The sequence below is a fragment of the Ochrobactrum sp. S1502_03 genome (assembly GCF_044435015.1).
Taxonomy (GTDB): Bacteria; Pseudomonadota; Alphaproteobacteria; order Rhizobiales; family Rhizobiaceae; genus Brucella; species Brucella chromiisoli.
The window spans coordinates 133,445-157,700 of sequence record NZ_JAYEXN010000005.1 but is presented as its reverse complement, the minus strand read 5'-3'; the positions used below and the strand labels follow the sequence as shown (position 1 = coordinate 157,700).

Genomic DNA, 24,256 nt, shown 5'->3' with positions numbered 1-24,256 from the left:
ATCTTGTTACCCCAAACAAAAACGGCGCCCGAAGGCGCCGTTTTTTTATAGCATCAGAAAGATCAGGCAGCGCTTGACTTGCTGCTCTTTTCAAAACGCTTACGCTCATTTGGATCGAGATAGAGCTTGCGCAGACGGATCGACTTTGGCGTGACTTCAACCAGTTCGTCATCCTGAATCCATGACAGAGCGCGTTCCAGTGTCATGCGGATCGGCGGCGTCAGCTTCACAGCTTCATCCTTGCCTGCCGCGCGAACGTTGGTGAGCTTCTTGCCCTTCAGCACGTTTACTTCAAGGTCGTTATCGCGTGAGTGGATGCCGATCAGCATGCCCTGATAAACCTTGACGCCTGCGTCAATGATCATTGGACCACGATCTTCAAGGTTAAAGAGCGCATAGGCAACAGCTTCACCCTGATCGTTGGAGATCAGAACGCCATTGTTACGGCCAGCGATTTCACCCTTATATGGCTGATAATCGTGGAACAGGCGGTTCATGATCGCCGTGCCGCGTGTATCGGTCAAAAGTTCCGACTGATAGCCGATCAGACCACGGGTCGGTGCGTAGAACACCATACGAACGCGGTTGCCGCCCGAAGGACGCAGTTCGACCATTTCGGCTTTGCGTTCAGACATCTTCTGAACAACGGTGCCCGAATATTCTTCATCAACGTCGATGACGACTTCTTCGACAGGCTCCAGCTTCTCGCCGTTTTCGCCGTCCTTCATGACAACACGTGGACGCGAAACGCCAAGCTCAAAACCTTCACGGCGCATGTTTTCGATCAGAACAGCAAGCTGCAATTCGCCACGACCGGAAACGAAGAACGAATCCTTTTCGCCGGATTCTTCAATCTTGAGAGCAACACTGCCTTCAGCTTCTTTCATCAGGCGATCGCGGATCACGCGGCTGGTAACCTTATCACCTTCCGTGCCAGCCAGCGGACTGTCATTGACGATGAAGGACATGGTTACGGTCGGTGGATCAATCGGCTGCGCTTCAAGTGGTGTGGTCACGGAAGGATCGCAGAACGTGTCTGCAACCGTGCCCTTGGAAAGACCGGCAATAGCAACGATGTCGCCTGCCTGTGCTTCTTCAATCGGCTGACGTTCGATACCGCGGAAAGCGAGTATCTTCGAAATACGGCCGTTTTCAAGAAGCTTACCTTCCTGATCAAGAACCTTAACGCTCTGGTTCGGCTTGATCGAACCGGAATGGATGCGACCGGTGATGATGCGGCCAAGGAACGGATCAGCTTCGAGGATCGTGCCGATCATACGGAACGGACCTTCCGCAACCTTTGGCGCAGGAACGTGCTTGAGAACCAGATCGAACAGCGGCGCAAGACCTTCGTCCTTTGGGCCGTCTGGGTTCAATGCCATCCAGCCATTGCGGCCTGAACCGTAAAGCACCGGAAAGTCGAGCTGCTCGTCGGTTGCGTCGAGGTTGGCAAAAAGGTCAAACACTTCGTTGATGACTTCTTCATGACGGCCATCCGGGCGATCGATCTTGTTGATCGCAACGATTGGCTTCAGACCAACCTTAAGCGCCTTGCCAACCACGAACTTCGTCTGTGGCATTGGGCCTTCAGCAGCATCAACGAGAACGATAGCGCCGTCCACCATCGAAAGAATACGCTCAACTTCACCACCAAAATCGGCGTGGCCGGGCGTGTCGACGATGTTGATACGGGTGTTCTTCCAGACAACCGAAGTGGCCTTGGCGAGAATGGTGATGCCGCGCTCGCGCTCGATATCGTTGGAGTCCATCATGCGTTCTGCAACGCGCTGATTGTCGCGGAAAGAGCCGGACTGCTTCAGCAGTTCGTCGACCAGCGTTGTTTTGCCATGGTCGACGTGTGCGATAATAGCGATATTACGCAATTCCATATAGAGATCACTTCTGTATGAGTTGGGAGCCGCGCCAAGATGGATGCACGGAAAATCAATGGGGCGCTCTTACAGGTTTTTTTACGTTTTAGAAAGGGGCAGCGCGAAACTGCCCCTCATTTAACCCGAAAAGACCGGATTTAGATGTTTGTTTACAGGCTGATTGTGACAGTTTTGCCGGTGTTTCTATAACAAGGTACCCGACAAAATGACCAGCGCAACGCTGAAATAGATCACGAGACCCGTCACATCAACCAGTGTGGCGACAAAAGGCGCCGAGGCACTTGCGGGATCAAAGCCCAGTCTGCGCAGAATGAACGGCAGCATCGAACCTGTCAGCGAGCCGAAGGTCACGATACAGACAAGCGCCATCCCCACCGTGACCGCAACCAGCATCCAGTGCTCTCCATAGTCATAGATGCCGAGATTCTGCCAGATAGCAATACGGACAACACCGATAAACCCAAGGAATGCACCAAGTGCCAGACCGGTTGGTATTTCGCGAATTGCGACCCGCCACCAGTCCTTAAGCGTCAGTTCCTGTAGAGCCAGCGCGCGAATGATCAGCGAGGTTGCCTGCGAACCGGAATTACCGCCGGACGACATGATCAACGGAATAAACAAGGTCAGAACCAGTGCTTTTTCCAGCTCCAGTTCAAAATGCTGCATCGCACTTGCGGTCAGCATTTCGCCAAGGAACAGGATACCCAGCCAGCCACCGCGTTTTTTAAGCATTTCGCCAAAGCCGATGCGCATATAAGGCTTATCAAGTGCCTCCATGCCGCCGAAACGATAAGCATCTTCGCTGGCATCCTCGGTCATGGCATCCAGCACATCATCGACAGTAACAATGCCGATGATGTGGCGGCTGTCATCAACGACAGGCACCGCCAGAAGGTCGTGCTTGCGGAAAAGCCGCGCAACATCTTCACGGTTGGCAAGGGGCGAAATGGTGATCGGATCATCATCGCGGGCAAGCGAGAGGATCGGCTCATCAAGCTCACGAACAATCAGACGACGCAGGCTGACCACGCCCAGCAGAACGCGGGTCTGTGGCTCAACCACATAGATTGCATAAACCGTCTCCCGTGTGCGCTCGACCTTACGAATATGATCAAGCGTTTGCCCGACATTCCAGTCCGAAGGAACCGTGATGAATTCAATGGTCATCAGACTACCAGCCGTGTTCGGCGGATAGCCCATAAGCTTTTTCAACGCAGCCTTTGTCTCAGGCGCGAGAATGGGAAAAAGCCGTGCCCGATCCGCATCTTCCATGTCCTGGAAAACGTCCGTGGCACGGTCAGCGGACATGCCATCAAGCAGCGAGCTTGCGATATTGGGCTGTAAATTTGCAAGAATTTCGGTCGCACGTTCCAGTTCCGGCTGGTCAAGCAGGCGGATGGCATCATCGTGCGATAGCTGTGCAAGAACCGCGATTGCATCATCTGCATCCAGTTCATTGACGATCTCGACCGCGTCACCTGTACGAATATCGGCGATGCGGCTGGCAATTGCCGCAGCAGGGAGGTCGGCAACATTAAGCACTTCAGAGAAGAAGTTGTTGTCGGTCATAGGCTTGCCTTTCTGTCGATCCGCCGTCAGAGGCAGATCGTGCAAGCCGACCGCAAGCGATCAGATCACGAACTGCCTTGACGGCTGAAACAATCGACTGTGACTGTCGCTTGGCATAAGAGAATAAAACTCCGGTTGAAATGCAGCCAAAGAAAATGCGGCTGCGAGGCTCATGTGCGCCGGGTCGGCATCAAAGTCAACCCCTGCGCGACTTTCATGACGGCTTTTTCATATTCTGCTTATACTGCCAATTCCCCTTGTCCTCAACGCATTCAAATCCTAAGTCTTACTCATATCGAGTTCATTTAAGTGAGAGTTTTGCGATGTCCGACACGCCCGTCTATAATCATGCACTGACCGAATGGAATGGACCTCTCGGCCTGCCGGATTTCACCGCGTTCAAGGATGACGATTTCGCCCCCGCCTTTGATGCTGCTTTGGCTTACGACCTTGCAGACGTGGAAACCATTGCAAACAGTGCCTCCGAGGCAACGATTGAGAATACGCTCAAAGCCTTACAGCTTTCAGGCAAGGCGCTCGACCGTGTTTCGTCAGTTTTCTGGTTGCGCGCGGGTGCACATACCAATGATACGATTCAGGCGCTTGAGCGCGAAATCGCGCCGAAAATGTCGCGCCATTACTCGCGTATCATGATGGACCCGGCTCTCTTTGCGCGTATCAACGCACTGTATGAAAAGCGCGATCATCTGGATCTCGACATGGAGACAAAGCGTGTGCTGGAAAAGACCTGGAAGGGCTTTGTGCGCTCTGGTGCGAAACTTGATGAGGCAGGCAAAAGCGAACTCGCAGGCATCAATGAAAAACTCGCCGGGCTTGGCGCACGCTTCGGTCAGAATGTGCTGAAGGATGAAGCAGGCTGGGCGCTTTTCATCACCGACGAAGCCGATCTTGCGGGACTTCCCGATTTTCTTAAAAACGCCATGCAAAGTGCGGCTGGCGAACATGGCCGACCTGACGTTTGGGCGGTGACGCTCTCACGCTCGATTGTCGAACCATTTTTGAGCTTTTCAGAAAACCGGGAACTTCGAGAGCAAGCTTTCAATGCCTGGGCTAAGCGTGGCGAAAATGGAGGCGACAACGACAATCGCGAGATTGTGCGCGAAATGGTGGAACTGCGCGAGCGCAAGGCGCATCTGCTCGGTTATGCCAATTTTGCCGCCTACAAGCTTGATGACACCATGGCCAAGACGCCAGAGGCTGTCATGAACCTGCTGGAACCCGTGTGGGATAAGGCGCGGGCCAAGGCGCGCGAAGAAGAAGCAGAACTGGAACGTCTGATCGCCGCCGATGGTGGCAATCACAAGGTCGCGCCATGGGACTGGCGTTTTTATGCCGAGAAGCTGCGTGCCGAGCGTTTTGCTTTCGATGAGGCTGAACTGAAACCCTATCTGCAACTCGAAAAGATCATCGAAGCCAGCTTTGATGTGGCAACGCGCCTTTTCGGTATTCGCTTTGAAGAAAAGCAGGGCATTACCACTTGGCATCCAGATGTACGGGTGTTTCAGGTGCTCAATGCGGACGGCAGCGAACGCGGCCTGTTTCTCGGTGATTATTTTGCCCGTAAATCGAAACGTTCCGGCGCGTGGATGAGTTCGCTGCAATCGAGCCACAAGCTCGATGCAGGCCAAAAACCATTCATCTACAATGTCATGAATTTTGCAAAACCAAAAGCCGGAGAACCGGCGCTTCTCTCGCTTGATGATGCCCGCACACTTTTTCATGAATTTGGCCATGCGCTGCACGGACTTTTATCGGATGTAACATGGCCAGCCGTTTCCGGCACCGCCGTTTCGCGTGACTTTGTTGAATTGCCGTCGCAGCTTTACGAGCATTGGCTGACCGTGCCGCAGGTGCTTGAAAAATACGCCGTGCATTATCGCACGGGAGAAGCCATGCCAAAGGCACTTCTTGATAAGGTGCTTGCCGCGCGCTCGTTCAATGCAGGCTTCAACACGGTTGAATTCACCGCATCTGCGCTCGTCGATATGGCGTTCCATACCGGCAAGGAAAAGATCACCGATCCACTGGCATTTGAAACAGCAGCGCTGAAAAAGCTATCGATGCCAGATGCAATTATCATGCGTCACCGCACACCACATTTCACCCATGTCTTCTCTGGTGATGGCTATTCAGCCGGCTACTATTCTTACATGTGGTCGGAAGTGCTCGATGCCGATGCATTTGCGGCTTTTGAAGAAACCGGCGATGCATTTAACCCGGAACTGGCAGCAAAACTCAGGCAATATATCTATTCAGCCGGTGGCAGCCGCGATCCGGAAGAGCTTTACAAAGCCTTCCGCGGCAAGATGCCAACGCCCGATGCAATGATTGAAAAGCGTGGACTGAACTGAAAAAAAGGCCGGGAAACCGGCCTTTTTCTCGTCTTATCAATAATCGCCGAGCTTGATGTCCGGCGTATAGTCTACACCTTCAACTTCCTTGATAACCGGCTGGCCGCAATGGAGCACGCCCGTTGCTGCATTGAACGCATAGGTTGGCGAGCCATGAAGCTGCCAGCCCTTGTTCAAAGCGGCGGTCACGCGATGACAAAATGCGGAGTCATCCGGGCCAGTGATGAAACGATAAAGCTTCATAGTCTTTCTTCCTTTGTCATGATGATGAATTTGATTTTGCAAGCAGACGCTCAGCCATTGCGAGATGCAGGCGCTCAACCATCTGGCCGTCCAGCGACACAACGCCTTTATCCGCATTTTCTGCTTTCGAAAACACCTCTATCACAGCGCCGGCATGGGCAAGCTGGTCATCCGATGGCGAAAAAGCACGGTTTGCAGCGCCAATTTGCGACGGATGAATGAGCGTCTTGCCGTCAAAGCCCATCAGAGCCGCTTGCAAGCATTCAGCCTCGAAGCCAGCGCTATCGCGAAAATCATTATAAACGCCATCCAGCACATCGATACCGCCTGCGCGCGCCGCGAGAACAATCTGCATGAGCCATGGGATCAAATAAGGCCGCCCGGCTTGCGGACGAACGCCCGTGGCGAGCGCAATATCATTGGGTCCAACCACAAAACAGCCAAGCCTTGCCGCCGAACGATGGCCAAGCATGGCAATTTCATCCGCATTGAGAATGCCGCGTGGCGTTTCAATCATTGCCCAGATGCGCAAGGACAACGCGGCATCGCTGCCATCCAGCAGATTAGCGGCATCAATCACATCCTGCGGTCGCTCGACCTTTGGCAGAAGAACGGCATCCGCGCCGATTTTCGCGCCCGCCAGAATATCCGCCTCTCCCCATTGCGTGTCCGCAGCATTCACCCGCACGATGCGCTCAAACTGAACCTTGGGATAAAGGGAAAAATGCGCAATCAACGCATCGCGGGCAGCGATTTTTGCTTCTGGCGCAACAGAATCTTCAAGATCGTAAATCACGCAATCGGCTGAAAGCGCCAGCGTTTTCTCCAGCGCACGGCTGTTGGAGGCAGGAACAAACAAAACGGAACGACGTGGGCGAGCAAGTGTTTTCATGCGCAATTTGTGCACTGAACAGCGCCAGGGTGCAAGCACCCCATTCCCATATTGAGGGGCTTGTAATCCTCCTCACATATGCCTATTTTCCGCCCTTGGGTTGGAATGCACCCGCCGCTCGCAGCCTCATGGCCATGGTAAAGCATTCTGAATTCACGTTCCTGTTCCGGTGACGGCAGAAACGGCAATGCGGGTACCCGTTCACGAAAACGCTGCTCACATTCAGGAGCAAAACCATGACCACAGCTACCCTTGCTGGGCATAATACGACGCATTTTAAACATCAGGCTCGCCGTTTGCGGCAGGCTCTGGGGGAAGAGGGCATCCAAATCAGCCACGGAAAAGCGCTTGACCTCGTTGCTCGCCAGTCCGGTACACGTGATTGGAACACGCTGGCAGCCTATGGCGCGAAGACCGATGCCGCGCATATCGAAGACGGTGCGGCCCCTTACCGTGTCAGTCAACGCGTTTCAGGCACCTTTCACTCAACTGTTTTTAAAGCACGCATTATCGCTGTTGAAGAAACGATCAAGCCTGATCTCTGGCGGATCACCCTGCAATTCGACCCTGCGATTGATGTCGCAGTTTCGCCAAACCTCACCATGCTGCGCAGACGCTATACCGTTGTCGTCGGAGCAGATGGAAAAGCACGCAGGCTGACTGGCAGTGAAGCCGGCGGCATCGCACTTGATATGCAATAATTTCGCCCAAACCAACTCCGGCGCATGATTCTGAATTTTAGATACTAATTTCAGACATATTCATGCGCAAAACACGATAACCACTTCCGGCCTCTTCAAAACAGGCCGGAAGCGCTGCTAATCTGCTTCAAGGTTGCGACCTATTGGGCACTCGCCTCCTGAAAGATTGACTCTGTGCTGGGCTGATGTAAATCAGACTGCAAATTTAAAATACCCAACCGACAGGTCAGGAAGATGGATAAGTTCACCAAGCTCACGGGCGTTGCAGCCCCCCTGCCGATCGTCAATATCGATACGGACATGATTATCCCGAAGGATTATCTCAAGACGATCAAGCGCACAGGTCTGAGCAAGGGGCTTTTTGCCGAAATGCGTTTTAACGAAGACGGAACCGAAAATCCGGATTTCGTGCTCAACAAGCCCGGCTATCGCAATGCGCAGATTCTTGTCGCAGGCGATAATTTTGGCTGTGGCTCTTCGCGTGAACATGCGCCTTGGGCATTGCTTGATTTTGGTATCCGCTGTGTGATCTCAACCTCGTTTGCCGACATCTTTTACAACAATTGCTTCAAGAATGGCATTCTGCCGATCAAGGTCAGCCAGGAAGATCTCGACAAGCTGATGGACGACGCGTCGCGTGGCGCCAATGCAACGCTGACTGTTGATCTCGAAACCAAGGAAATCCATGGCCCCGATGGCGGTTCGATTTCCTTTGACCTCGACGACTTCAAGCGCCACTGCCTGCTCAATGGTCTTGATGACATCGGCCTGACCATGGAAAAGGCTAAAAGCATTGATACGTTCGAGGCGAAAAACGCTGAATTGCGTCCTTGGGCATAATGATCAAATCATTATCTACCTCTGGTCTAAGCATGGTGGCCTGAACGAGTGAATAGGACACGATTGGCTGAAATGGCCCGAGAAGATCAAAGCGGTGACTGGGCGGCACGTTTGTCGCCGTCACTTGATGAAGTCGAATCTATCGCGATTGAAGCTCTTGCGCATCTGCCTCAAGAGTTCAGGACGCTGTGCGGCGATATTATTATCCAGATATCTGACTTCCCCGAAGAACAGATTGTCGAAGATATGGGACTGGAAACGCCTTTCGACCTGTTAGGACTGTTCGAGGGCGCGGGCATTGGTGAACGCTTCAGCCTGCAAACGGGCGACACCCCAAACCGCATCACACTTTTCCGCCGCGCTATTCTCGACTACTGGTCCGAGCATGAAGAGACGCTCGGCGACATCATTACCCATGTGCTTATCCATGAAATTGGCCATCATTTCGGCCTTTCGGATGACGATATGGAAAATCTTGAAGCACAGGCGGAATAGAATGACAGATTTGCGATGAATGGCGCAGCTTGGCCATTTCTGACCAAAACAGTGACAATTTCGTGAGATTTCGATACAATCGCAATACAGATATTGCATGCGGAGAATGCTATTGATTGCCTCAGTTCAAACTGAGTGACGATCATGAACCTTTCTCCGGCTGCCTACCAGCTTCTGCTCGTTTACACGACCTATGTTATTGCTGCCGGAAGCCCGGGCCCCAGCAATATGCGCATTATGGGCGTAGCCATGAATCAGGGTCGAAAAGCGGGGCTGATATTCGCCACAGGGGTTGTGACTGGCTCCATATTCTGGGGCGTAATGGCCGCGACCGGAGTTTCGGCAATCCTCACCCGCTACGCCGAGGCACTGATTATTCTAAAAATTTTCGGCGGACTCTATCTGCTTTATCTTGCTTTCAAAGCAGCACGCGCGGCCATGGCATCAGACGAGAAGATTGCAGCACGTACGATAAATGGCGATGCTCTTCTTTCGGATGGAGAGCTTTATCGGCGCGGACTGCTGATGCATCTTTCCAATCCCAAGTCGATCCTGTCATGGATCGCGCTGGTAACGCTTGGCCTTGGACCAAATTCATCATGGCCACAGGTTGCAGCCTTCCTCAGCGGCTGCATTGTCCTAAGCATCACCATCTTCTGTGGCTATGCCATCATCTTTTCAACCGCGCCCATGGTGCGTTTATACCGGCGCGCTCGCCGGTGGATCGAAGGCATTCTGTCAGCCGTCTTTGCCTTTGCTGGTATTCGCCTGCTTTTGTCACGCTAGACCAGCTTGAAGTATGAGTATCGCAATGAAGATTTTCAAAGGTCTCTCCGCTTTCCCTCTCACCCCAATCGATACAGCAGGCAATCTCATAGAGGATATGCTCAGCGCTTTTCTCACCCGCATCCATGACACAGGCGCGGACTCAATCGGCCTGCTGGGAAGCACCGGTGGCTATGCGTTCCTCACACGAGAACAACGCCGACATACAGTCAGAACCGCCGTGAAATGCATCGGTGGTAAGACACCGCTCATTGTGGGCGTTGGCGCATTGCGGACCGATGAAGCGCAAGCGCTTGCCCGCGATGCGGCAGATGCCGGTGCTGATGCACTGTTGCTCGCGCCCGTGTCTTATACACCGCTCACGCAGGAGGAAGGCTTTCAGCACTTCAAAGCTGTTGCACAAGCGACTGATCTGCCTTTGTGCATCTACAACAATCCCGGCACCACCCGTTTCATTTTCACGGATGAGCTGATTGCGCGCCTGGCAGAACTCAAAAACATCAGGGCAATCAAAATGCCCCTGCCTGCCGATGATAAATACGCGGCTGAGATCGCGAAACTGCGCGCTGTAACGCCCGATGATTTCGCCATCGGTTATAGCGGCGATTGGGGCGCAAAGAATGCGCTGCTTGCAGGCGCTGATGCTTTCTACAGTGTGGCAGCGGGCCTTCTGCCAAAGCAGTTTGCAGCCTTGGTGCGCGCTGCACAAAGCGGCAAACAGGAAGAAGCCGAGCGCATCAATAGGACATTTGAACCGCTCTGGAGCCTGTTCAAAACCCATGGCAGTTTCCGTGTGATGTATGTTATTGCCGATCTGCTTGATCTTGCAAAGATCGAGCCGCCGCGGCCAATTCTGCCATTGAGCGAAGAAACGCGAGCACAGGTTGAGGCAGCCCTAAAAGCGTTGAATGATCTGCCTCAATGAATAAAACAAAGGCGCCCGTCTGGGCGCCTTGTGCAAATTTTGTTCGCCGCACATCTTTTTCCGAAAACCGGTTCCCACTTTTCGGGATGCGCTTTATGCCACGCTCAGGTGGACATCGATGTTGCCGCGCGTTGCATGTGAATAAGGGCAAACAATGTGCGCGGCATTGACCAGCTCTTCTGCCCTGGCCTTATCAACGCCCGGCAGAGCGACTTCCAGAGCCACATCCAGTCCAAAACCAGTACCATCTTCACGCGGACCAATACCAACCGTTGCGGTCACTGTGCTATCAGCGGAAACAGAAACCTTTTCTTTGGCTGCGACAAATTTCAATGCCCCGAGAAAGCATGCTGCATAACCAGATGCAAACAGTTGCTCAGGATTAGTGCCCTCGCCGCCCGAACCGCCAAGCTCCTTTGGTGTGTCAAGAACAACGCTGAGACGTCCATCAGCGGTCTTGGCGCTGCCTGTGCGTCCACCGGTTGCCGTAGACTGGGTGGTGTAAAGAATAGCCATTTGAAAATCTCCGTTGGTGCGTATTCATGTATCTCCGCAACCAAAATTGCAAATTATTAAATTGTTCACAATCTAATTTTGCAAAATACATTATCACAAATATGTGATGCGCAATTCAATTCCACCTCCTATAAAGTTCTGCCATGGAGCTTGCGCTATGAAAGAAGACCCAAAGGAATCTCATCTCAATTTGTCGGACATGGTCTGTTTTGCGATCTATTCGACGGCGAATGCGCTGACGCGCGCCTATCAGCCGATCCTCAGCAAGCTGGAACTCACCTACCCGCAGTTTCTGGTCATGATTGTTTTGTGGGAACAGGATAACCGCACGGTTTCTGAAATCGGCGCGAAACTCAATCTCGATTCCGGCACCCTCACCCCGCTTTTAAAAAGGCTGGAAGCAGCAGGGCATATTGCGCGCCGCCGTGACAGCCAAGATGAACGGCAGGTTCGCATCACGCTGACCGATGAAGGCCGCGCGTTGCGCAAACAAGCTGAAAGCATCCCGGAACAGGTGCTTTGCGCACTCGGTCAACCCATCGGGGATTTACAGCATCTTCGAGCACAGCTGCTTGATGTCCGCAACAATCTCAAAGACAGTCTCTCAAATTGAAAAAGCGCCGGAAAACCGGCGCCTTTATTTTGCGATCTGCAATCTTGATTAAGCAGCCAGTGCCTTTGGCGTAATGAGGCCACGAGCGACAAGCAGTTCGGCGATCTGGATCGTGTTGAGAGCAGCGCCCTTGCGCAGGTTGTCGGAAACAACCCACAGTGCCAGACCGTTTTCAACCGTGATGTCTTCACGGATACGGCTGATATAGGTTGCATCTTCGCCAGCCGATTCATACGGCGTGATGTAACCGCCGTCTTCATGCTTATCGACAACCTGACAGCCTGGCGCTTCGCGCAGAATATCGCGTGCTTCTTCCGCCGAAATCGGGTTTTCAAACTCGATGTTGACGGCTTCCGAGTGGCCGATGAACACAGGCACACGAACGGCCGTTGCCGTGAGCTTGATCTTTGGATCAAGCATCTTCTTGGTTTCGGCCACCATCTTCCATTCTTCCTTGGTGTAACCGTCTTCCATAAAGACATCGATATGCGGGATCACGTTGAACGCGATCCGCTTGGTGAACTTCTGAGCAGTGACCGGATCAGCAACAAACACCGCGCGCGACTGCTGGAACAGCTCATCCATGCCTTCCTTGCCAGCACCCGAAACGGACTGATAGGTCGAAACAACGACGCGCTTGATCTTGGCTGCATCGTGCAAAGGCTTCAGCGCCACGACGAGCTGCGCAGTCGAGCAATTCGGGTTGGCAATAATGTTCTTCTTGCGAAAACCTTCGATCGCGTCCGGGTTCACTTCAGGCACAATGAGCGGCACATTGGCGTCATAGCGCCATGCGGACGAATTATCGATAACGACACAGCCCTGCGCACCGATCTTAGGCGACCATTCCTTGGAAATATTTCCACCAGCGGACATGAGGCAAATGTCGGTATCGGAAAAGTCATACTGGTCGAGCGCTTTTACCTTCAGCGTCTTGTCGCCATAGGATACTTCCGTTCCCTGGCTACGACGCGAAGCAAGCGCTACGACTTCATCAGCCGGAAAACCGCGTTCTTCAAGGATATTGAGCATTTCGCGACCGACATTTCCGGTGGCGCCGACGACTGCAACTTTAAAACCCATTTACCTTCTCCTGTCCTCTCCGCTTCCATAAAAACCCGCGACCAGCGGGCCTTTTCCCTGGGCCGGACCCGGGGAGAGAGGGCGAGCAGGCCAAGGGGTCAGACCGTTTTGGTGGTCGTTTTAATGCAAGTGGCCATGGTAGTTTTGGAAACGGATGCCATAGGGCTCAAAATGGCGATGAGGCCATTTCGTCCGCACAGGCTATGTGATGCGCGAGAAGCATTCACGGGATTGTCTCCTTTTCCGATTGCGCTTTTAAGCCCTTTGAAAAAAGAGTCAATGTGTTTGCAGCAATGAGCGCAACAAAACTGCTCTAAAATACAGGAAGGATCGCGCTTATTTCGTTATATCCCAAATGCAAAAACGCAGCACGGCGCATAGGGCATCGCCCCTTTCCTAACCGCAAAACTTGCACCGGCCAAAACGGCTGACCTTAACAGACCGGCTACACGATCACTGTCTTCGGCCTTTGAAGCTGTGCAATGGCGTTTTTGTCTGTGACGCCATATTGCCATACTTTACGATTATGCAACTGCGCAAATTATACCCGTTCGAGAGGCGGTCAACGCTAGCTTATGACAGACATCGATGCCACATGGCTGTAAGAGCTGCTTGAATCCTCCCCCTCAATTGCAGGAGTTGGACTAATTTATCTTTTGCGCTCTAACTGATGTCAATTTTGAAAGTCCGTGCCTTTTCTCAATAAGGATTTAAGAATGAAGAAATTTCATACCACCCGCTGACTGCAGCGCTATTGCGCAGCATTTAAAACAGCGATGAAAGGGTCAGAGAAAAACCGGCGGATAATTACGGCCGGCCGGAAAACTGACCAAACCCGCTTAAAGTACAACTAAAACTCATATCCTATACTCCGCCCCGCACAAGGCGCGCACAATTTACAACAAATAAAATTGCATTCAATACTAAATACAAGTTAAATAAAAATTGCTATAACCACCATTATTTATAAATTATACTTATAAATAAAACAACGAAATACGCATCCGACAAATTTCCAGCGACAGGGCGCAATTGCGCGCACCGTCAATGCAGATCTTATTTTATTTCAGCACCAAAGTTATTGAAATTTAAAACAATAGCGTGAAGGAGGAAGCATGGCTCATCGTGAACAGACCGAGCATAAAACTTGTAGCGCAGATTGGCGTGAAAGCTTCTGGCTTGCACAGCGCATTCGCATAGGCATCGTTCCGCTTCCTGTTTATCTGCTTATCGCGCTTCTGGTCGTTGGCTTCGTATCAATCGGTAAGGTGCCCTCTGATTTGACGATGTCGATCGGCATTCTGGCGATTGGCGGCTTCTTCTTTATGGAATTGGGCAAGCGTGTGCGAATCCTCGGGCTGATGGGCGGTGCCGCAATCATGGCATTTGTTGTCCCTTCGGCTGCAGTGTTCTATGGTTGGATACCGGCGTCGGTTGCAGAATCCGTGACGACATTCAGCAAACAGTCGAATTTTCTCTATCTATATATTTCAGCAATTATCGTCGGCAGCATCATCAGCATGGACCGTCAGGTCCTGTTGGCAGGTTTCATCAAGGTATTCATTCCCCTTGCCGCCGGGTCGATCGTTGCTATGATCGTCGGCACCTTGACGGGCATGACGATGGGATTCACCGCCACGCACAGTCTGTTTTTCATCGTCGTTCCAATTATGGCGGGAGGCTTGGGAGAAGGCGCAATCCCCTTGTCTCTCGGATACTCACTCATCCTTCATCAATCACAAGATGTGCTTTTTGCTCAGATCATACCCATTGTCATGCTTGGGAGCTTCACAGCCGTCCTGCTATGCGGACTTCTCAATCTGTTGGGCAAGCGATTGCCCCACCTGACCGGCGAAGGACAGCTTCAACCGGGCAAGGCAAATGTGGCTTCCCAAAACACTGAAAATTCAAAATCAGCCGACATAACCGAAATCGCAGCGGCGGGCGTCACGATTGTCAGCTTATACCTTCTCGGCGTCTTCATTCAAAAATTGACGGAATTTCCCGCACCCATCTGCATGCTGTTTCTGGTTGTTGCCGCCAAGATCGGCCGCGTGTTTGAGCCGAGCATCGAAAGCGGAAGCCGCGATGTCTACAAGTTCTTCTCAACCATTGTCACCTGGCCACTGCTGTTTGCTATGGGCGTCGCCTTTACGCCGTGGGCAGAATTTGTTGCTGTGTTTACCCTCCCAACCGTCATAACGGTATTCGCTACGGTGTTTTCCCTTATCGCGACCGGCTTTTTCACCGCCCGATTGGTTAAAATGTATCCGATCGACACCGCGATCGTGGTCGGCTGTCATAGCGGTCAAGGCGGCACAGGGGACATCGCCATCCTTACTGCTGCAAACCGTATGACGCTCATGCCTTTCGCGCAGATTGCGACGCGTATCGGCGGTGCAATCACTGTCTCGCTGGCGATTATTATAATCAAATATATTGTTTAAACATTGAGGCTCAAATTCAGATAACAAAGGGCAAAGCACCTTGCTGCGTCGAAAGTTTTACCCCCAAAAGAAATCCGAAACTGCTTTGACGCACCGGGCCACCTCTGAGGGCTCCTATGGGCAACTAATTGTCCGCCTTTAAGTGACCTCAATTGTTTCCTTGCTATTTGGCCCATAAAAGCTGACCCTCAAGCTGCGGGCCCATTCATTTTTATCAAGGCTTGCTGACAGGGACCAGCTTGTCCTTACCCACAATCTGAAAGGAGGGCTGCATGCCTTCCAATATTCACCACGTTGATTTCCATATGAGCAATCGCATCCTCAGACAGATGATGTCCAAAGCCAGTTATGTGACCTTCAAAATGAAGCCGCTATCCGGCCCGCTCTTTCAACAGTCGCAACTTGTTCTGCAGAATTTTATGTCAGGTGTCATTCCAAATCATGGCATGAACGTCGCACCATTGCCGAACAATACCGCTGCATATGGCACGCCATAAATGAACAACTTATCTTTTGGGTGGGCTCTCCGATAAGGAGAGAGCTCGCCTGACTTAACTTCATAAATATTATCGACGATAGATTATAAAATAAAATTCAAAAATAGCGCCCAAACAGAATATTATTAAAATATAATTTGACAATTAATCAAAAAAATATTATTAAAAATACATCGATATTTTCTTGATGAGTTTTGCTTATTGCACGTTTAGCACCGTGCCCTGAACGAACCCCCTTTTAAAAATCGTTATCACTTTGCGCACGCAACAGCGTGCCATCCTCTATACTGCTATGAAAGGGTTCATTATGACCACTGGCACAGTTAAATGGTTCAATTCCACAAAAGGCTTCGGCTTCATTCAGCCTGACAACGGCGGCGCTGATGCCTTCGTTCATATCTCTGCCGTCGAGCGCGCCGGAATGCGCGAAATCGTCGAAGGCCAGAAGATTGGCTACGATATGGAGCGGGACATGAAGTCCGGCAAAATGTCGGCTTGCAACCTGCAGGCTGCTTAAATATTTTTTCTTCTTTCCTTTGACCACGGATGTACTGGCACTGTTGAAAGAAGTTAAAACTTGAGGGGTCGGGTGGACACTCGACCCTTTTTTATTTGATCTTTTTCAGACGAGGAAATATTTCACCTGGGAGGCATCATGAAAACTCAAATTGATCATGCGTATAACTTCATTCCCACTATACGAAAACTTGATGTTACGCCTGTAAAACAGGCATCGACATCAAATGTCAGCGCAGAGCGCCCCGTTTTGTCGGGAGAGTGGGCAAAACTTTCAAATGTTTTGAGAAGAAGTGCGGGCGGTTGCTCTAAAAGCCGAACGCGGTCGCTATAGATATTCACGCAAATCGGAAGAAAAAAAATGATAACAGAACTTACAAAAGATACGCTGTTCAAGCCAATGCCTTCACGCCTTGAAGCACAGAAATCGCGAACGGATCTGGCAGCTCAAGCTATTCTCAACGAGGAGAGATCCGCTATCGCCGCCAAGACCGATCGTTTGAGGGCTGCAAGAATAGCCCGTGATCATTCTGTATAAAAAACAATAGAGAGGAGATACTTTGCAAGTTCTAGTCAGAGATAATAACGTCGATCAAGCCCTACGTGTTTTGAAAAAGAAATTGCAGCGCGAAGGTGTGTTTCGCGAAATGAAGGCCCGTCGCGCTTATGAGAAGCCGTCCGAAAGACGAATTCGCGAAAAAGAAGCTGCAATAGGTCGAGCGAAAAAAGAAGCAAAGAAAAAGGCTCAGCGTGAAGGTTTGTTGCCTAAACCAAAGAAGAAGCCATTTGCCCGGCCGATGACATCGTCGATACGAAGCGCTGAAACGCAGAGCGCAACTTAAAGCTCGAATCAAATCGAAACCCGCAATAGTAAGCTGCTGAAAAATAGCAGTTTTTGCTGTTTTGATTTGAACATTGGAAATGCTCCCAAATAAATTGGTCTGAGCTACACATCATAATTGGATGGTTCCAAATTGCGGACAGAGTGATACCAAACGTGACTCAATCGGCTGAAAAGCCTCCGATATTTCCTGATAAACTCGGAAAGAGCACGTCTTGAAAAAATTGTTTTATGTGGCACTGATTGGCATTTTCTGTTCATCGGCACCTGCTGCAGCACTTGCTGAGAACCTGGGGCTCGCTGAGCGCCGCGCCATTGCTACTTATGCAACCGATATCTGGCCAAAATACCAACTGGAAATTCAGGACTTAGCTGGCTTTCCGGTCACCATCAATCTGGATACCAAAAGTCTAGCCCTACCAGGCCTTGCAGATTCATACGCAAGCGATGACTATTTGCGTAAACCAATCATTGATCCGATACTCCAAGCGATTGGAACAATCACTGCAACAGATATCGGCAGAACGGCTCTCAAAGACGGGTTGAAATCCATCACCATCCGCTATGATGAGACAAGCGCACCTTCAAGCAATTATAAAGATGGTGTGAAGATGGAAGATGGCGTACTGACGATTAATTGGAAGCCTTATACGAATGTCGAAGATATCGAACCTCGCGCGCTCGCAATATTAAGTGTAATTGAGCCCGCAATATAAATATAAAATATCAAGGCGGTCTGAATAGATGCGTAAAACTGTATATCTTGCATTTCCTGTATTAACAATCATGATGCTATCTTCTGTAACGGCCTTGGCGCAGGCCAATGCCGACCCGGCCTATTTGGAAAGGCGAAATGATCAGGGAATTGTCGCATATTGCAGCAACCTAGGGTTTCTCGAACCCGATTCCGAAGAATTTTTTCATGTTGGCACTGAAGAAATTTTTGGTGAGGTTGAAAGCTCGGCTGAAGCTGACGTGCACGAGCAGAAGGGGCGTGAGGGCATTTCTTATCTACAAGGTGACGAACAATCCTTGAGTGATCTGGCAGCAGCCAATGACGTCGATGTGAAGACGGTTTGCGCACAGTATAAATCACAGGTAACGCTCGGTCGGATGATGAAAAAAAACAAAGAGAGCCAGTAGTTCTTCCCGTTCCTAGAAATCAATATCAATTTATTTAAGGTCCCATTTCCATGCGTAACCGATCATTCTCAATCTTGCTTTCCATGCCGCTCATTATCGCTTCATCGTCGGCATTTGCCGATGACACCCAACTCTTATTTAATTCATCGCGTAACCAACTTGGCTTGATCAAATATTGCGCCACAGAAGGTCACATCTCCAATGATGTTGTTACAGCTTATGAAAAAATGATCACGATGCTCCCCGCCCCCGCAGATGCGGCACAAGGTGATCAATATGAAAGCGCAGGCGAACAGGGCTACAGCTTCGACGGGGAAAATCGCACCTCAATGCAGGACATAGCCGATGGTACAGGAACTTCAATTGCCGATCATTGTGCTCAGTTCGCAGCACTGACAAATCAATAAGCTGAGAGAAAGTTTTTTCGGAGCTTTCTCGGTAGGCTAAAGACTGACTTGTTATCTTTTGATGCACCTATGCTGCGCGTTTCGCAAAGATCTGCGATGACGAGCGGTTGTCATTGACGAACTGGCTTCTGCGGATAATATAAGACACTTCAATGCCGACGCTCGCCCCCTTTACGCGAAGCATAATCTTATCGACCCTTGTTTTACTCCAACAGCATTTACGCTTTAAAGAACCGGCGCGCTGCGCCGAGTTTCCAGCGTTCTGAGAGCAGGAAAACAAGGGATTTTACGAACCGCAAATTCTTCCCATCCTGAGCCAAGCAGTAGGTTGTGTTCCAGTGCCCGATTTATGCCGCGAACATGGGATGAACAATCCTTCATTCTACAAGCGGCGAACAAAATACGACGGCCTGGATGCGTCGAAGATCACCCAAATGAAAGCTTTGGCCGGCGGCTGCAAAAATCCCTCTTCATTGTACTGAGATTGTGTTTCACACTTGGCACTAATGTGGAGTTGTAAACAGATGCGCTGGCGGTGATTATAAACATTAGGGCCTAATTTCCCTCCGATGCGACCATAATTATTCAGCTTTTTGTCACCATACCACGCGCACAACGCCAGAATTGATTCGCTCGTGAAGCGGCCCCGGCAAAACGTAAAACGTAAATCTCCTGACCACCTCCTGATCGCTTGTTCTGTTGCTGGCAAAGCAACGCTCCGTTCGCGCATGTCAGTCTGGTGCTTGCTTTTAAACTGATCATACTGTTAGGCAGCGGTAAGACAAAAACAAGGAGGCCCGCGTGAAGGGGAATAACGTATTTGCGATGCGCCATATCTGGCTGCACGTATTCGTCCTGCTTATCATCTGTATTTCAGAGCTGATTGGCATTCGTAAAATATCCATCGGCATTGGCGCGGTTATCTTTCTGCCAATGCTTTACGCGTTTGCGCTCGGTGTGATTCTCAATCCACATATCCTGAAAGCGACTGGAAAAGTCCTCAAATCTGATTCTATCAAGCTATCAGGCACGATGATTACCATCGCCATTATGCCATTCATTGCAAAATTTGGCACAACAGTCGGTCCACAGATTGATAATATTATTGCAACCGGACCGGCACTGATTTTGCAAGAAATAGGCAATCTGGGAACAATCGCCATCGCCTTTCCGATTGCCGTCTTCGTGCTGCGCATGGGACGTGAGACGATTGGGGCGACCTACTCGATTGATCGTGAACCCAATCTGGCACTGATCGCGGATAAATATGGCCTCGACAGCCCTGAAGGGGCAGGTGTCATGGGTGTTTACGCGACAGGAACTCTTATCGGTACATTCGTATTCGCAATTATGCCGCCATTGGTGCACAGTCTGGGCGTGTTCGATGTCCGTGCTTTGGCCATGTCGTGTGGCGTGGGCTCTGGCAGTATGCTTGCTGCCTGTACGGGCGGTTTGGTGAGTGTTATCCCCGAACAACAGGATCTCATTCTTGCGCTCGCTGCGGCCAGTAACATTCTCACTTATGCAACGGGACTTTATGTCGGTCTGTTTGTGGCTCTGCCGCTGACTGAATGGCTTTATAAAAAGTGCCGTCCCGAAGAATACCGTAACGCTGCATAAGGGGAGAGATCGATGACTTCACAATCAGTAAAAAACAAAGTCGATACATTGACCTTGTCTGTCGAGAGCACAGACGAACGCAAAATCGATATTCTTGAGAATGCGCTGCTTCTCATCATTGCTTGCTTTCTGGGTCTGATTGCCAACTGGGTTGGCACAGGTGTCACGCCTGTGCAGGCTTTGCCGGGTATGGCAGTGCTTTATGCGGCATCTCTTGGTGGCCTGATTATGGCGCGCTACATGCCGTTTTATCTGCCAAGTGTGGCTTGGGTTTCGCTTATCGCTATTATCATTACGATCCCCGGCGTTCCCGGATCAGAATTCGTTTTGGCCAAGGTGGGTGAGCTTAACTTTCTGGCGCTCGCAACACCGGCGCTGGCCTATGGTGGTCTGGCACTGACGCGGAATGAATTTGAAATTGCCCGTCGCTCCGGTTGGAAAATCGTCATCGTCGCTATATGCGTGATGATCGGTACCTATCTTGGTTCGGTTGTTGTGGCCGATCTGATGTTGCGTATCATGGGCTAAATTGTTCTCCGGCGGGTCCGGTCACAGGACCCGTCAGCAATCTATTGGGAGCGTTCAAATATGGCTGCTGTTTTGAGTGAAGCCGATATTGCGGAAGCCACAGCATGGCGGCACGATCTGCATCGACATCCGGAACTCGCATTTGAGGAAAACCGGACATCAACATTCATCGCCGAGAAACTTCGGCTGTGGGGTTATGATGTTCGAACCGGTTATGCGAAAACGGGTGTCATCGGCAGCCTTAAACGCGGCTCATCACCACGTGCGATTGGCATTCGGGCCGATATGGATGCTTTGCCAATCGTCGAAAAGAGTGGCGTTGCCTATGTGTCAGAGACTTCAGGCAAAATGCATGCCTGCGGCCATGACGGACACGTCACCATGGCTCTTGCGGCGGCGAAAGCGGTTAGTAAGCTCGACTTTGACGGAACGGTTCACTTCATATTCCAGCCGGCGGAAGAAAATGAAGGTGGCGGTCGGGAAATGGTAAAGGAAGGCCTGTTCAGAGATTTTCCGGTCGATGCAGTTTATGGCATGCATAACTGGCCAGCACTCGATGTGGGCACATGTGTAGCCCGCGACGATGCAATGATGGCGGCTTTCGGTACTTTCGAGATTGAACTGAAGGGCAAAGGCGCTCACGGGGCAATGCCGCATGAAGGAGCCGATCCGGTGGTGGCGGCGGCGCAATTGGTCACCGCTCTACAGACTATCGCCAGCCGCAATGTGTCGCCACTGGAATCGGCAGTTGTATCCGTTACACAGATGCATGGCGGCGATGCCTGGAATGTCATTCCTGAGACGATGATCATACGCGGAACAACACGCTGGTTTCTGCCTGAAGTCGGCCAGATCATCGCATGTCGTATGCAGAATTTGTCTGCTTCGGTTGCAGAAGCTTTTGGCTGCACAGCACGTGTGGATTATGAGGAGCGCTATCCTTCAACGATCAATACGGCAGAAAATGCACGCAAGATTCGTGCGCTTGCCGCTGCACCCGACCTCGGTCTGAACGTTTTGGATGTGGCGCCAAGCATGGCCGCGGAAGATTTTGCGTTTATGTTGCAGGAAAAGCCCGGTTGCTATTTCTGGCTGGGCAGCCGACGCGATGGCTCCAATCCGGGGCTGCACTCACCTTATTATGACTTCAACGACGCCCTTTTGCCCATTGGGGCCAATTTCTGGATCAAACTTGTTGCAAGCGAGCTGGCACCAGCTTGAGTTTTGCGTTGCAATATACGCAATGCATATTGATTAGCGGTGCCTTCTCAGCAACAAACGATCATGGAAACACTGGACGCTAAAGAGTTACGCATGTTCATGGCTGTTGTGCGGTTCGGGTCTATCCGTGCCGCAGCCGAGCATGTGCGCGTTGCGCCATCGGTTGTCAGCCGCCAGATTGCTGAAACAGAGCGCAATATCGGTTTGCCTCTGTTTGAACGCACGGCGCGCGGCATGACTTTGACAGAGGCAGGTGAACTTGTTCTGGAACACAGCAGGCGCGTTCTTGAAGAGCACAGTTTGCTGACTGAGCAACTCGGCTTTCTCAAGGGCGTGCAGCAAAGGCGTGTCCGTATCTTATGCGGTGAGGGCTTTCTTGCCGATGTTCTTCAATATGGCCTCGGTTCCTTCGTCAAAATCTACCCCGATGTGCAATACGACCTACAACTGGGCGGGACACAAACAGTGTTGGACGGCATTGCCAATGGAGATGCCGATATCGGCATTGCTTACAACCCTCTGATGGACGCACGCGTTCGCTCGCTGGCGATTTCAAAACAATCGCTGTGCGTGGTGACGCCGCCGCACCATGCTTTATTGACGAAAGCCAAGCTGGAACTGGCGGACTGTGCGGGCATAGCCAACGCGCTGCTGGCGCCGGGGCATGGCATTACACAGCTTGTTACGCGTGTTGCTGCAGACCGGGGTTTCGTTATTTCGCCACTCGTCGAGACGACATCGATCGATGTCTTGCGGCGTTTTGTAATTGCTGGCCTTGGCATATCGTTTCTGCCTCGTTTCGCTGTCTCCACAGAATTGGCGCGCAACGCAGTCGCCGTAAGAGAGCTGTCCGATCCGCTACTTGCGGAAGCGAGTGCGCATCTGCTGGTGAGAGCACGCCGCCGCTTGCCGCTTTCTGTCGAAAGACTGAGTGGCTTTCTTGCCAATAATATGGCTGCGTTCAGGTAATACCGAGGATCGGAAAGCATGGCTCATAGAGCCTTGGTTAAAACCGTGTGACGATTGAGCATTTTCAAGGCGTGATACACCAGCGTCTTAGCACCTTTGTATAAGTTCTTTAAGGGACTGTTGCACCATGTGGGACACAACGTTGTTGCCGGGCCGACTATGCGTTTGCACGCTTTGATGCGAGCTTTTCTTCATTCAAAATGCGGTGGACGCGGGTCTGTTCGCAAAACAATGGAGATGTGGAATGTCGCAACAGGAAAAACCAATTGTCGGTGTTGTTGGCCTCGGCAGCATGGGGCTGGGCATGGCGCAAACACTGGCGGCAAAAGGCTTTCCTACCCTCGGCTTCGATTTGTCAAATGAGCGCAAAGCATTGGCGCAAAACGCAGATGTAACGCCCGCAGACACACTCGATATTTTGTTTGAAAAAGCAGATTTTCTGGTTTTCTCTCTGCCAACTGCCCGTGATGTTGAAGCGGTTGTAAATGCACAACTCCATCAATTGTCTCAAGATCGCAAACGGGTCGTTATTATCGACACATCGACGTCTGAGCCTGATGTCAGCCGCGCTTTAGCGCAAAAACTTGATGCCCTCGGCCATGGCTTCCTTGATGCGCCTGTCAGTGGCGGACCGGCTGGTGCGGCTTCCGGAAAACTGACGATGATGATCGGTGGCAGTGATGCCGATCTGGCGCTTGCGCAGCCGGTTATTGAATCGATGGCGGCCAAAGCGCTGCATGTTGGACCAAGTGGTGCTGGCAATGTTGCGAAACTTGTCAATAATCTGCTTGCTGCCGCTCACATGGTCACGACCAGCGAAGGCCTGAAACTGGCTCTTGCTGCCGGAATTAGCCCAGAGGCTGCATTGCGCGTTTTGAACGCGGCGTCCGGTAAGTCCATGATCAGCGAAGTCCATTTTCCGACATGGGTTATGAATGATCGTTTCGACAGCGGCTTTTCGATGGGGTTGATGCGCAAAGACGTTCGCCTCGCTCAGGAAATGGCCGAGCGCACCGGCGCGGATACGCCTCTCACGTCAGTGGTCGCAAAACTCTGGGCCAATGCAGAACATCTCCAAGACAGCGATGATTTCACCCGCATGGGTGCTTTTCAACCCGATTCATCCAAAGAGTGAGCGAA

General features: G+C 51.3%; 26 protein-coding genes and 1 pseudogene. 21 read left to right on the top strand and 6 right to left on the bottom strand.

The features are described 5' to 3' along the window. Positions 1-62: 62 nt before the first annotated feature. Together typA and mgtE are read right to left on the bottom strand one after the other, a co-directional pair. Complete coding sequence (gene typA, locus VBH83_RS06460; protein WP_396996840.1) at positions 63-1,889, bottom strand: translational GTPase TypA; 1,827 nt, start codon at positions 1,887-1,889, stop codon at positions 63-65. A 186-nt stretch (positions 1,890-2,075) separates the two neighbouring features. Further along, the gene (mgtE, locus tag VBH83_RS06455; protein WP_265985128.1) at positions 2,076-3,461 is read right to left on the bottom strand and encodes a magnesium transporter; all 1,386 of its coding nucleotides are present in this window, start codon (positions 3,459-3,461) and stop codon (positions 2,076-2,078) included. A gap of 323 nt (positions 3,462-3,784) precedes the next feature. Between mgtE and VBH83_RS06450 the strand changes: the two genes are divergently transcribed. After that, positions 3,785-5,833, top strand: coding sequence for a M3 family metallopeptidase (locus VBH83_RS06450; RefSeq protein ID WP_396996838.1), 2,049 nt, complete (start codon positions 3,785-3,787; stop codon positions 5,831-5,833). Positions 5,834-5,869: 36 nt separating this feature from the next. Here the strand turns inward: VBH83_RS06450 and VBH83_RS06445 are convergent, their stop codons facing one another. After that, positions 5,870-6,076, bottom strand: coding sequence for a DUF1737 domain-containing protein (locus VBH83_RS06445; RefSeq protein ID WP_396996836.1), 207 nt, complete (start codon positions 6,074-6,076; stop codon positions 5,870-5,872). 16 nt (positions 6,077-6,092) lie between these two features. Then, on the bottom strand, positions 6,093-6,968 hold the full coding sequence (locus VBH83_RS06440; protein WP_396996834.1) for an HpcH/HpaI aldolase/citrate lyase family protein: 876 nt from the start codon (positions 6,966-6,968) through the stop codon (positions 6,093-6,095). Positions 6,969-7,204: 236 nt separating this feature from the next. On the opposite strand from VBH83_RS06440, the gene VBH83_RS06435 reads away from it, so the two are divergent. The 5 genes from VBH83_RS06435 (at position 7,205) to VBH83_RS06415 (ending at position 10,715) form a co-directional block, all read left to right on the top strand. After that, complete coding sequence (locus VBH83_RS06435) at positions 7,205-7,669, top strand: glyoxalase superfamily protein (protein ID WP_265985123.1); 465 nt, start codon at positions 7,205-7,207, stop codon at positions 7,667-7,669. A gap of 234 nt (positions 7,670-7,903) precedes the next feature. Then, complete coding sequence (leuD, locus tag VBH83_RS06430; protein WP_265985122.1) at positions 7,904-8,509, top strand: 3-isopropylmalate dehydratase small subunit; 606 nt, start codon at positions 7,904-7,906, stop codon at positions 8,507-8,509. 72 nt (positions 8,510-8,581) lie between these two features. After that, positions 8,582-9,004 (top strand): metallopeptidase family protein, encoded by a 423-nt coding sequence (locus VBH83_RS06425; protein WP_265985121.1) that lies wholly within the window; start codon positions 8,582-8,584, stop codon positions 9,002-9,004. A 144-nt stretch (positions 9,005-9,148) separates the two neighbouring features. Further along, a complete protein-coding gene (locus VBH83_RS06420) occupies positions 9,149-9,790 on the top strand; it encodes a LysE family translocator (RefSeq protein WP_265985120.1) in 642 nt (213 codons plus the stop codon). A 25-nt stretch (positions 9,791-9,815) separates the two neighbouring features. Next, positions 9,816-10,715, top strand: coding sequence for a dihydrodipicolinate synthase family protein (locus VBH83_RS06415; protein ID WP_396996831.1), 900 nt, complete (start codon positions 9,816-9,818; stop codon positions 10,713-10,715). A 93-nt stretch (positions 10,716-10,808) separates the two neighbouring features. Here the strand turns inward: VBH83_RS06415 and VBH83_RS06410 are convergent, their stop codons facing one another. After that, on the bottom strand, positions 10,809-11,231 hold the full coding sequence (locus tag VBH83_RS06410) for an organic hydroperoxide resistance protein (protein WP_265985118.1): 423 nt from the start codon (positions 11,229-11,231) through the stop codon (positions 10,809-10,811). A 157-nt stretch (positions 11,232-11,388) separates the two neighbouring features. Between VBH83_RS06410 and VBH83_RS06405 the strand changes: the two genes are divergently transcribed. Next, positions 11,389-11,844, top strand: a complete 456-nt coding sequence (locus tag VBH83_RS06405; protein WP_265985117.1) for a MarR family winged helix-turn-helix transcriptional regulator — start codon at positions 11,389-11,391, stop codon at positions 11,842-11,844. 48 nt (positions 11,845-11,892) lie between these two features. Here VBH83_RS06405 and VBH83_RS06400 read toward each other — a convergent pair whose 3' ends face one another. Next, entirely contained in the window at positions 11,893-12,927 is a 1,035-nt protein-coding gene (locus VBH83_RS06400) for an aspartate-semialdehyde dehydrogenase (RefSeq protein WP_265985116.1), read from the bottom strand. 1,115 nt (positions 12,928-14,042) lie between these two features. On the opposite strand from VBH83_RS06400, the gene VBH83_RS06395 reads away from it, so the two are divergent. From VBH83_RS06395 to VBH83_RS06330, 14 genes and pseudogenes are all read left to right on the top strand, one after another. Further along, positions 14,043-15,374, top strand: coding sequence for a 2-hydroxycarboxylate transporter family protein (locus VBH83_RS06395; protein ID WP_396996828.1), 1,332 nt, complete (start codon positions 14,043-14,045; stop codon positions 15,372-15,374). 272 nt (positions 15,375-15,646) lie between these two features. Next, positions 15,647-15,871 (top strand): hypothetical protein, encoded by a 225-nt coding sequence (locus tag VBH83_RS06390; protein WP_265985115.1) that lies wholly within the window; start codon positions 15,647-15,649, stop codon positions 15,869-15,871. A 307-nt stretch (positions 15,872-16,178) separates the two neighbouring features. Next, complete coding sequence (locus tag VBH83_RS06385; RefSeq protein ID WP_094507679.1) at positions 16,179-16,388, top strand: cold-shock protein; 210 nt, start codon at positions 16,179-16,181, stop codon at positions 16,386-16,388. A 360-nt stretch (positions 16,389-16,748) separates the two neighbouring features. Then, a complete protein-coding gene (locus VBH83_RS06380; RefSeq protein ID WP_265985110.1) occupies positions 16,749-16,925 on the top strand; it encodes a hypothetical protein in 177 nt (58 codons plus the stop codon). A 22-nt stretch (positions 16,926-16,947) separates the two neighbouring features. Further along, on the top strand, positions 16,948-17,229 hold the full coding sequence (rpsU, locus tag VBH83_RS06375; protein ID WP_265985109.1) for a 30S ribosomal protein S21: 282 nt from the start codon (positions 16,948-16,950) through the stop codon (positions 17,227-17,229). A 214-nt stretch (positions 17,230-17,443) separates the two neighbouring features. Continuing rightward, positions 17,444-17,944 carry a hypothetical protein gene (locus tag VBH83_RS06370; protein ID WP_265985108.1) on the top strand — a complete coding sequence of 167 codons (501 nt, stop codon included), beginning with the start codon at positions 17,444-17,446 and terminating at the stop codon, positions 17,942-17,944. A 28-nt stretch (positions 17,945-17,972) separates the two neighbouring features. Then, positions 17,973-18,371 carry a hypothetical protein gene (locus VBH83_RS06365; RefSeq protein WP_265985106.1) on the top strand — a complete coding sequence of 133 codons (399 nt, stop codon included), beginning with the start codon at positions 17,973-17,975 and terminating at the stop codon, positions 18,369-18,371. Between the two features lie 50 nt (positions 18,372-18,421). Beyond that, complete coding sequence (locus VBH83_RS06360) at positions 18,422-18,778, top strand: hypothetical protein (protein ID WP_265985104.1); 357 nt, start codon at positions 18,422-18,424, stop codon at positions 18,776-18,778. Between the two features lie 299 nt (positions 18,779-19,077). Continuing rightward, positions 19,078-19,224 (top strand): annotated as a pseudogene (locus VBH83_RS06355) (IS3 family transposase); the annotation flags it as partial. Positions 19,225-19,603: 379 nt separating this feature from the next. After that, a complete protein-coding gene (locus tag VBH83_RS06350) occupies positions 19,604-20,398 on the top strand; it encodes a DUF3100 domain-containing protein (protein ID WP_323054552.1) in 795 nt (264 codons plus the stop codon). A gap of 12 nt (positions 20,399-20,410) precedes the next feature. Next, positions 20,411-20,926 carry a hypothetical protein gene (locus VBH83_RS06345; protein WP_265985101.1) on the top strand — a complete coding sequence of 172 codons (516 nt, stop codon included), beginning with the start codon at positions 20,411-20,413 and terminating at the stop codon, positions 20,924-20,926. 60 nt (positions 20,927-20,986) lie between these two features. Further along, complete coding sequence (locus tag VBH83_RS06340; RefSeq protein WP_396996823.1) at positions 20,987-22,147, top strand: M20 aminoacylase family protein; 1,161 nt, start codon at positions 20,987-20,989, stop codon at positions 22,145-22,147. Positions 22,148-22,210: 63 nt separating this feature from the next. Beyond that, complete coding sequence (locus VBH83_RS06335; RefSeq protein ID WP_265985099.1) at positions 22,211-23,116, top strand: LysR family transcriptional regulator; 906 nt, start codon at positions 22,211-22,213, stop codon at positions 23,114-23,116. Positions 23,117-23,360: 244 nt separating this feature from the next. Further along, on the top strand, positions 23,361-24,251 hold the full coding sequence (locus tag VBH83_RS06330; protein WP_396996821.1) for an NAD(P)-dependent oxidoreductase: 891 nt from the start codon (positions 23,361-23,363) through the stop codon (positions 24,249-24,251). The last annotated feature ends 5 nt before the right edge of the window (positions 24,252-24,256 follow it).

Excerpts from the sequence above, each read along its gene's own strand:
- typA (WP_396996840.1), bottom strand. The coding sequence starts at position 1,889 with ATGGAATTGCGTAATATCGCTATTATCGCACACGTCGACCATGGCAAA.
- mgtE (WP_265985128.1), bottom strand. The coding sequence starts at position 3,461 with ATGACCGACAACAACTTCTTCTCTGAAGTGCTTAATGTTGCCGACCTC.
- VBH83_RS06450 (WP_396996838.1), top strand. The coding sequence starts at position 3,785 with ATGTCCGACACGCCCGTCTATAATCATGCACTGACCGAATGGAATGGA.
- VBH83_RS06445 (WP_396996836.1), bottom strand. The coding sequence starts at position 6,076 with ATGAAGCTTTATCGTTTCATCACTGGCCCGGATGACTCCGCATTTTGT.
- VBH83_RS06440 (WP_396996834.1), bottom strand. The coding sequence starts at position 6,968 with ATGAAAACACTTGCTCGCCCACGTCGTTCCGTTTTGTTTGTTCCTGCC.
- VBH83_RS06435 (WP_265985123.1), top strand. The coding sequence starts at position 7,205 with ATGACCACAGCTACCCTTGCTGGGCATAATACGACGCATTTTAAACAT.
- leuD (WP_265985122.1), top strand. The coding sequence starts at position 7,904 with ATGGATAAGTTCACCAAGCTCACGGGCGTTGCAGCCCCCCTGCCGATC.
- VBH83_RS06425 (WP_265985121.1), top strand. The coding sequence starts at position 8,582 with ATGGCCCGAGAAGATCAAAGCGGTGACTGGGCGGCACGTTTGTCGCCG.
- VBH83_RS06420 (WP_265985120.1), top strand. The coding sequence starts at position 9,149 with ATGAACCTTTCTCCGGCTGCCTACCAGCTTCTGCTCGTTTACACGACC.
- VBH83_RS06415 (WP_396996831.1), top strand. The coding sequence starts at position 9,816 with ATGAAGATTTTCAAAGGTCTCTCCGCTTTCCCTCTCACCCCAATCGAT.
- VBH83_RS06410 (WP_265985118.1), bottom strand. The coding sequence starts at position 11,231 with ATGGCTATTCTTTACACCACCCAGTCTACGGCAACCGGTGGACGCACA.
- VBH83_RS06405 (WP_265985117.1), top strand. The coding sequence starts at position 11,389 with ATGAAAGAAGACCCAAAGGAATCTCATCTCAATTTGTCGGACATGGTC.
- VBH83_RS06400 (WP_265985116.1), bottom strand. The coding sequence starts at position 12,927 with ATGGGTTTTAAAGTTGCAGTCGTCGGCGCCACCGGAAATGTCGGTCGC.
- VBH83_RS06395 (WP_396996828.1), top strand. The coding sequence starts at position 14,043 with ATGGCTCATCGTGAACAGACCGAGCATAAAACTTGTAGCGCAGATTGG.
- VBH83_RS06390 (WP_265985115.1), top strand. The coding sequence starts at position 15,647 with ATGCCTTCCAATATTCACCACGTTGATTTCCATATGAGCAATCGCATC.
- VBH83_RS06385 (WP_094507679.1), top strand. The coding sequence starts at position 16,179 with ATGACCACTGGCACAGTTAAATGGTTCAATTCCACAAAAGGCTTCGGC.
- VBH83_RS06380 (WP_265985110.1), top strand. The coding sequence starts at position 16,749 with ATGATAACAGAACTTACAAAAGATACGCTGTTCAAGCCAATGCCTTCA.
- VBH83_RS06365 (WP_265985106.1), top strand. The coding sequence starts at position 17,973 with ATGCGTAAAACTGTATATCTTGCATTTCCTGTATTAACAATCATGATG.
- VBH83_RS06360 (WP_265985104.1), top strand. The coding sequence starts at position 18,422 with ATGCGTAACCGATCATTCTCAATCTTGCTTTCCATGCCGCTCATTATC.
- VBH83_RS06350 (WP_323054552.1), top strand. The coding sequence starts at position 19,604 with ATGCGCCATATCTGGCTGCACGTATTCGTCCTGCTTATCATCTGTATT.
- VBH83_RS06345 (WP_265985101.1), top strand. The coding sequence starts at position 20,411 with ATGACTTCACAATCAGTAAAAAACAAAGTCGATACATTGACCTTGTCT.
- VBH83_RS06340 (WP_396996823.1), top strand. The coding sequence starts at position 20,987 with ATGGCTGCTGTTTTGAGTGAAGCCGATATTGCGGAAGCCACAGCATGG.
- VBH83_RS06335 (WP_265985099.1), top strand. The coding sequence starts at position 22,211 with ATGGAAACACTGGACGCTAAAGAGTTACGCATGTTCATGGCTGTTGTG.
- VBH83_RS06330 (WP_396996821.1), top strand. The coding sequence starts at position 23,361 with ATGTCGCAACAGGAAAAACCAATTGTCGGTGTTGTTGGCCTCGGCAGC.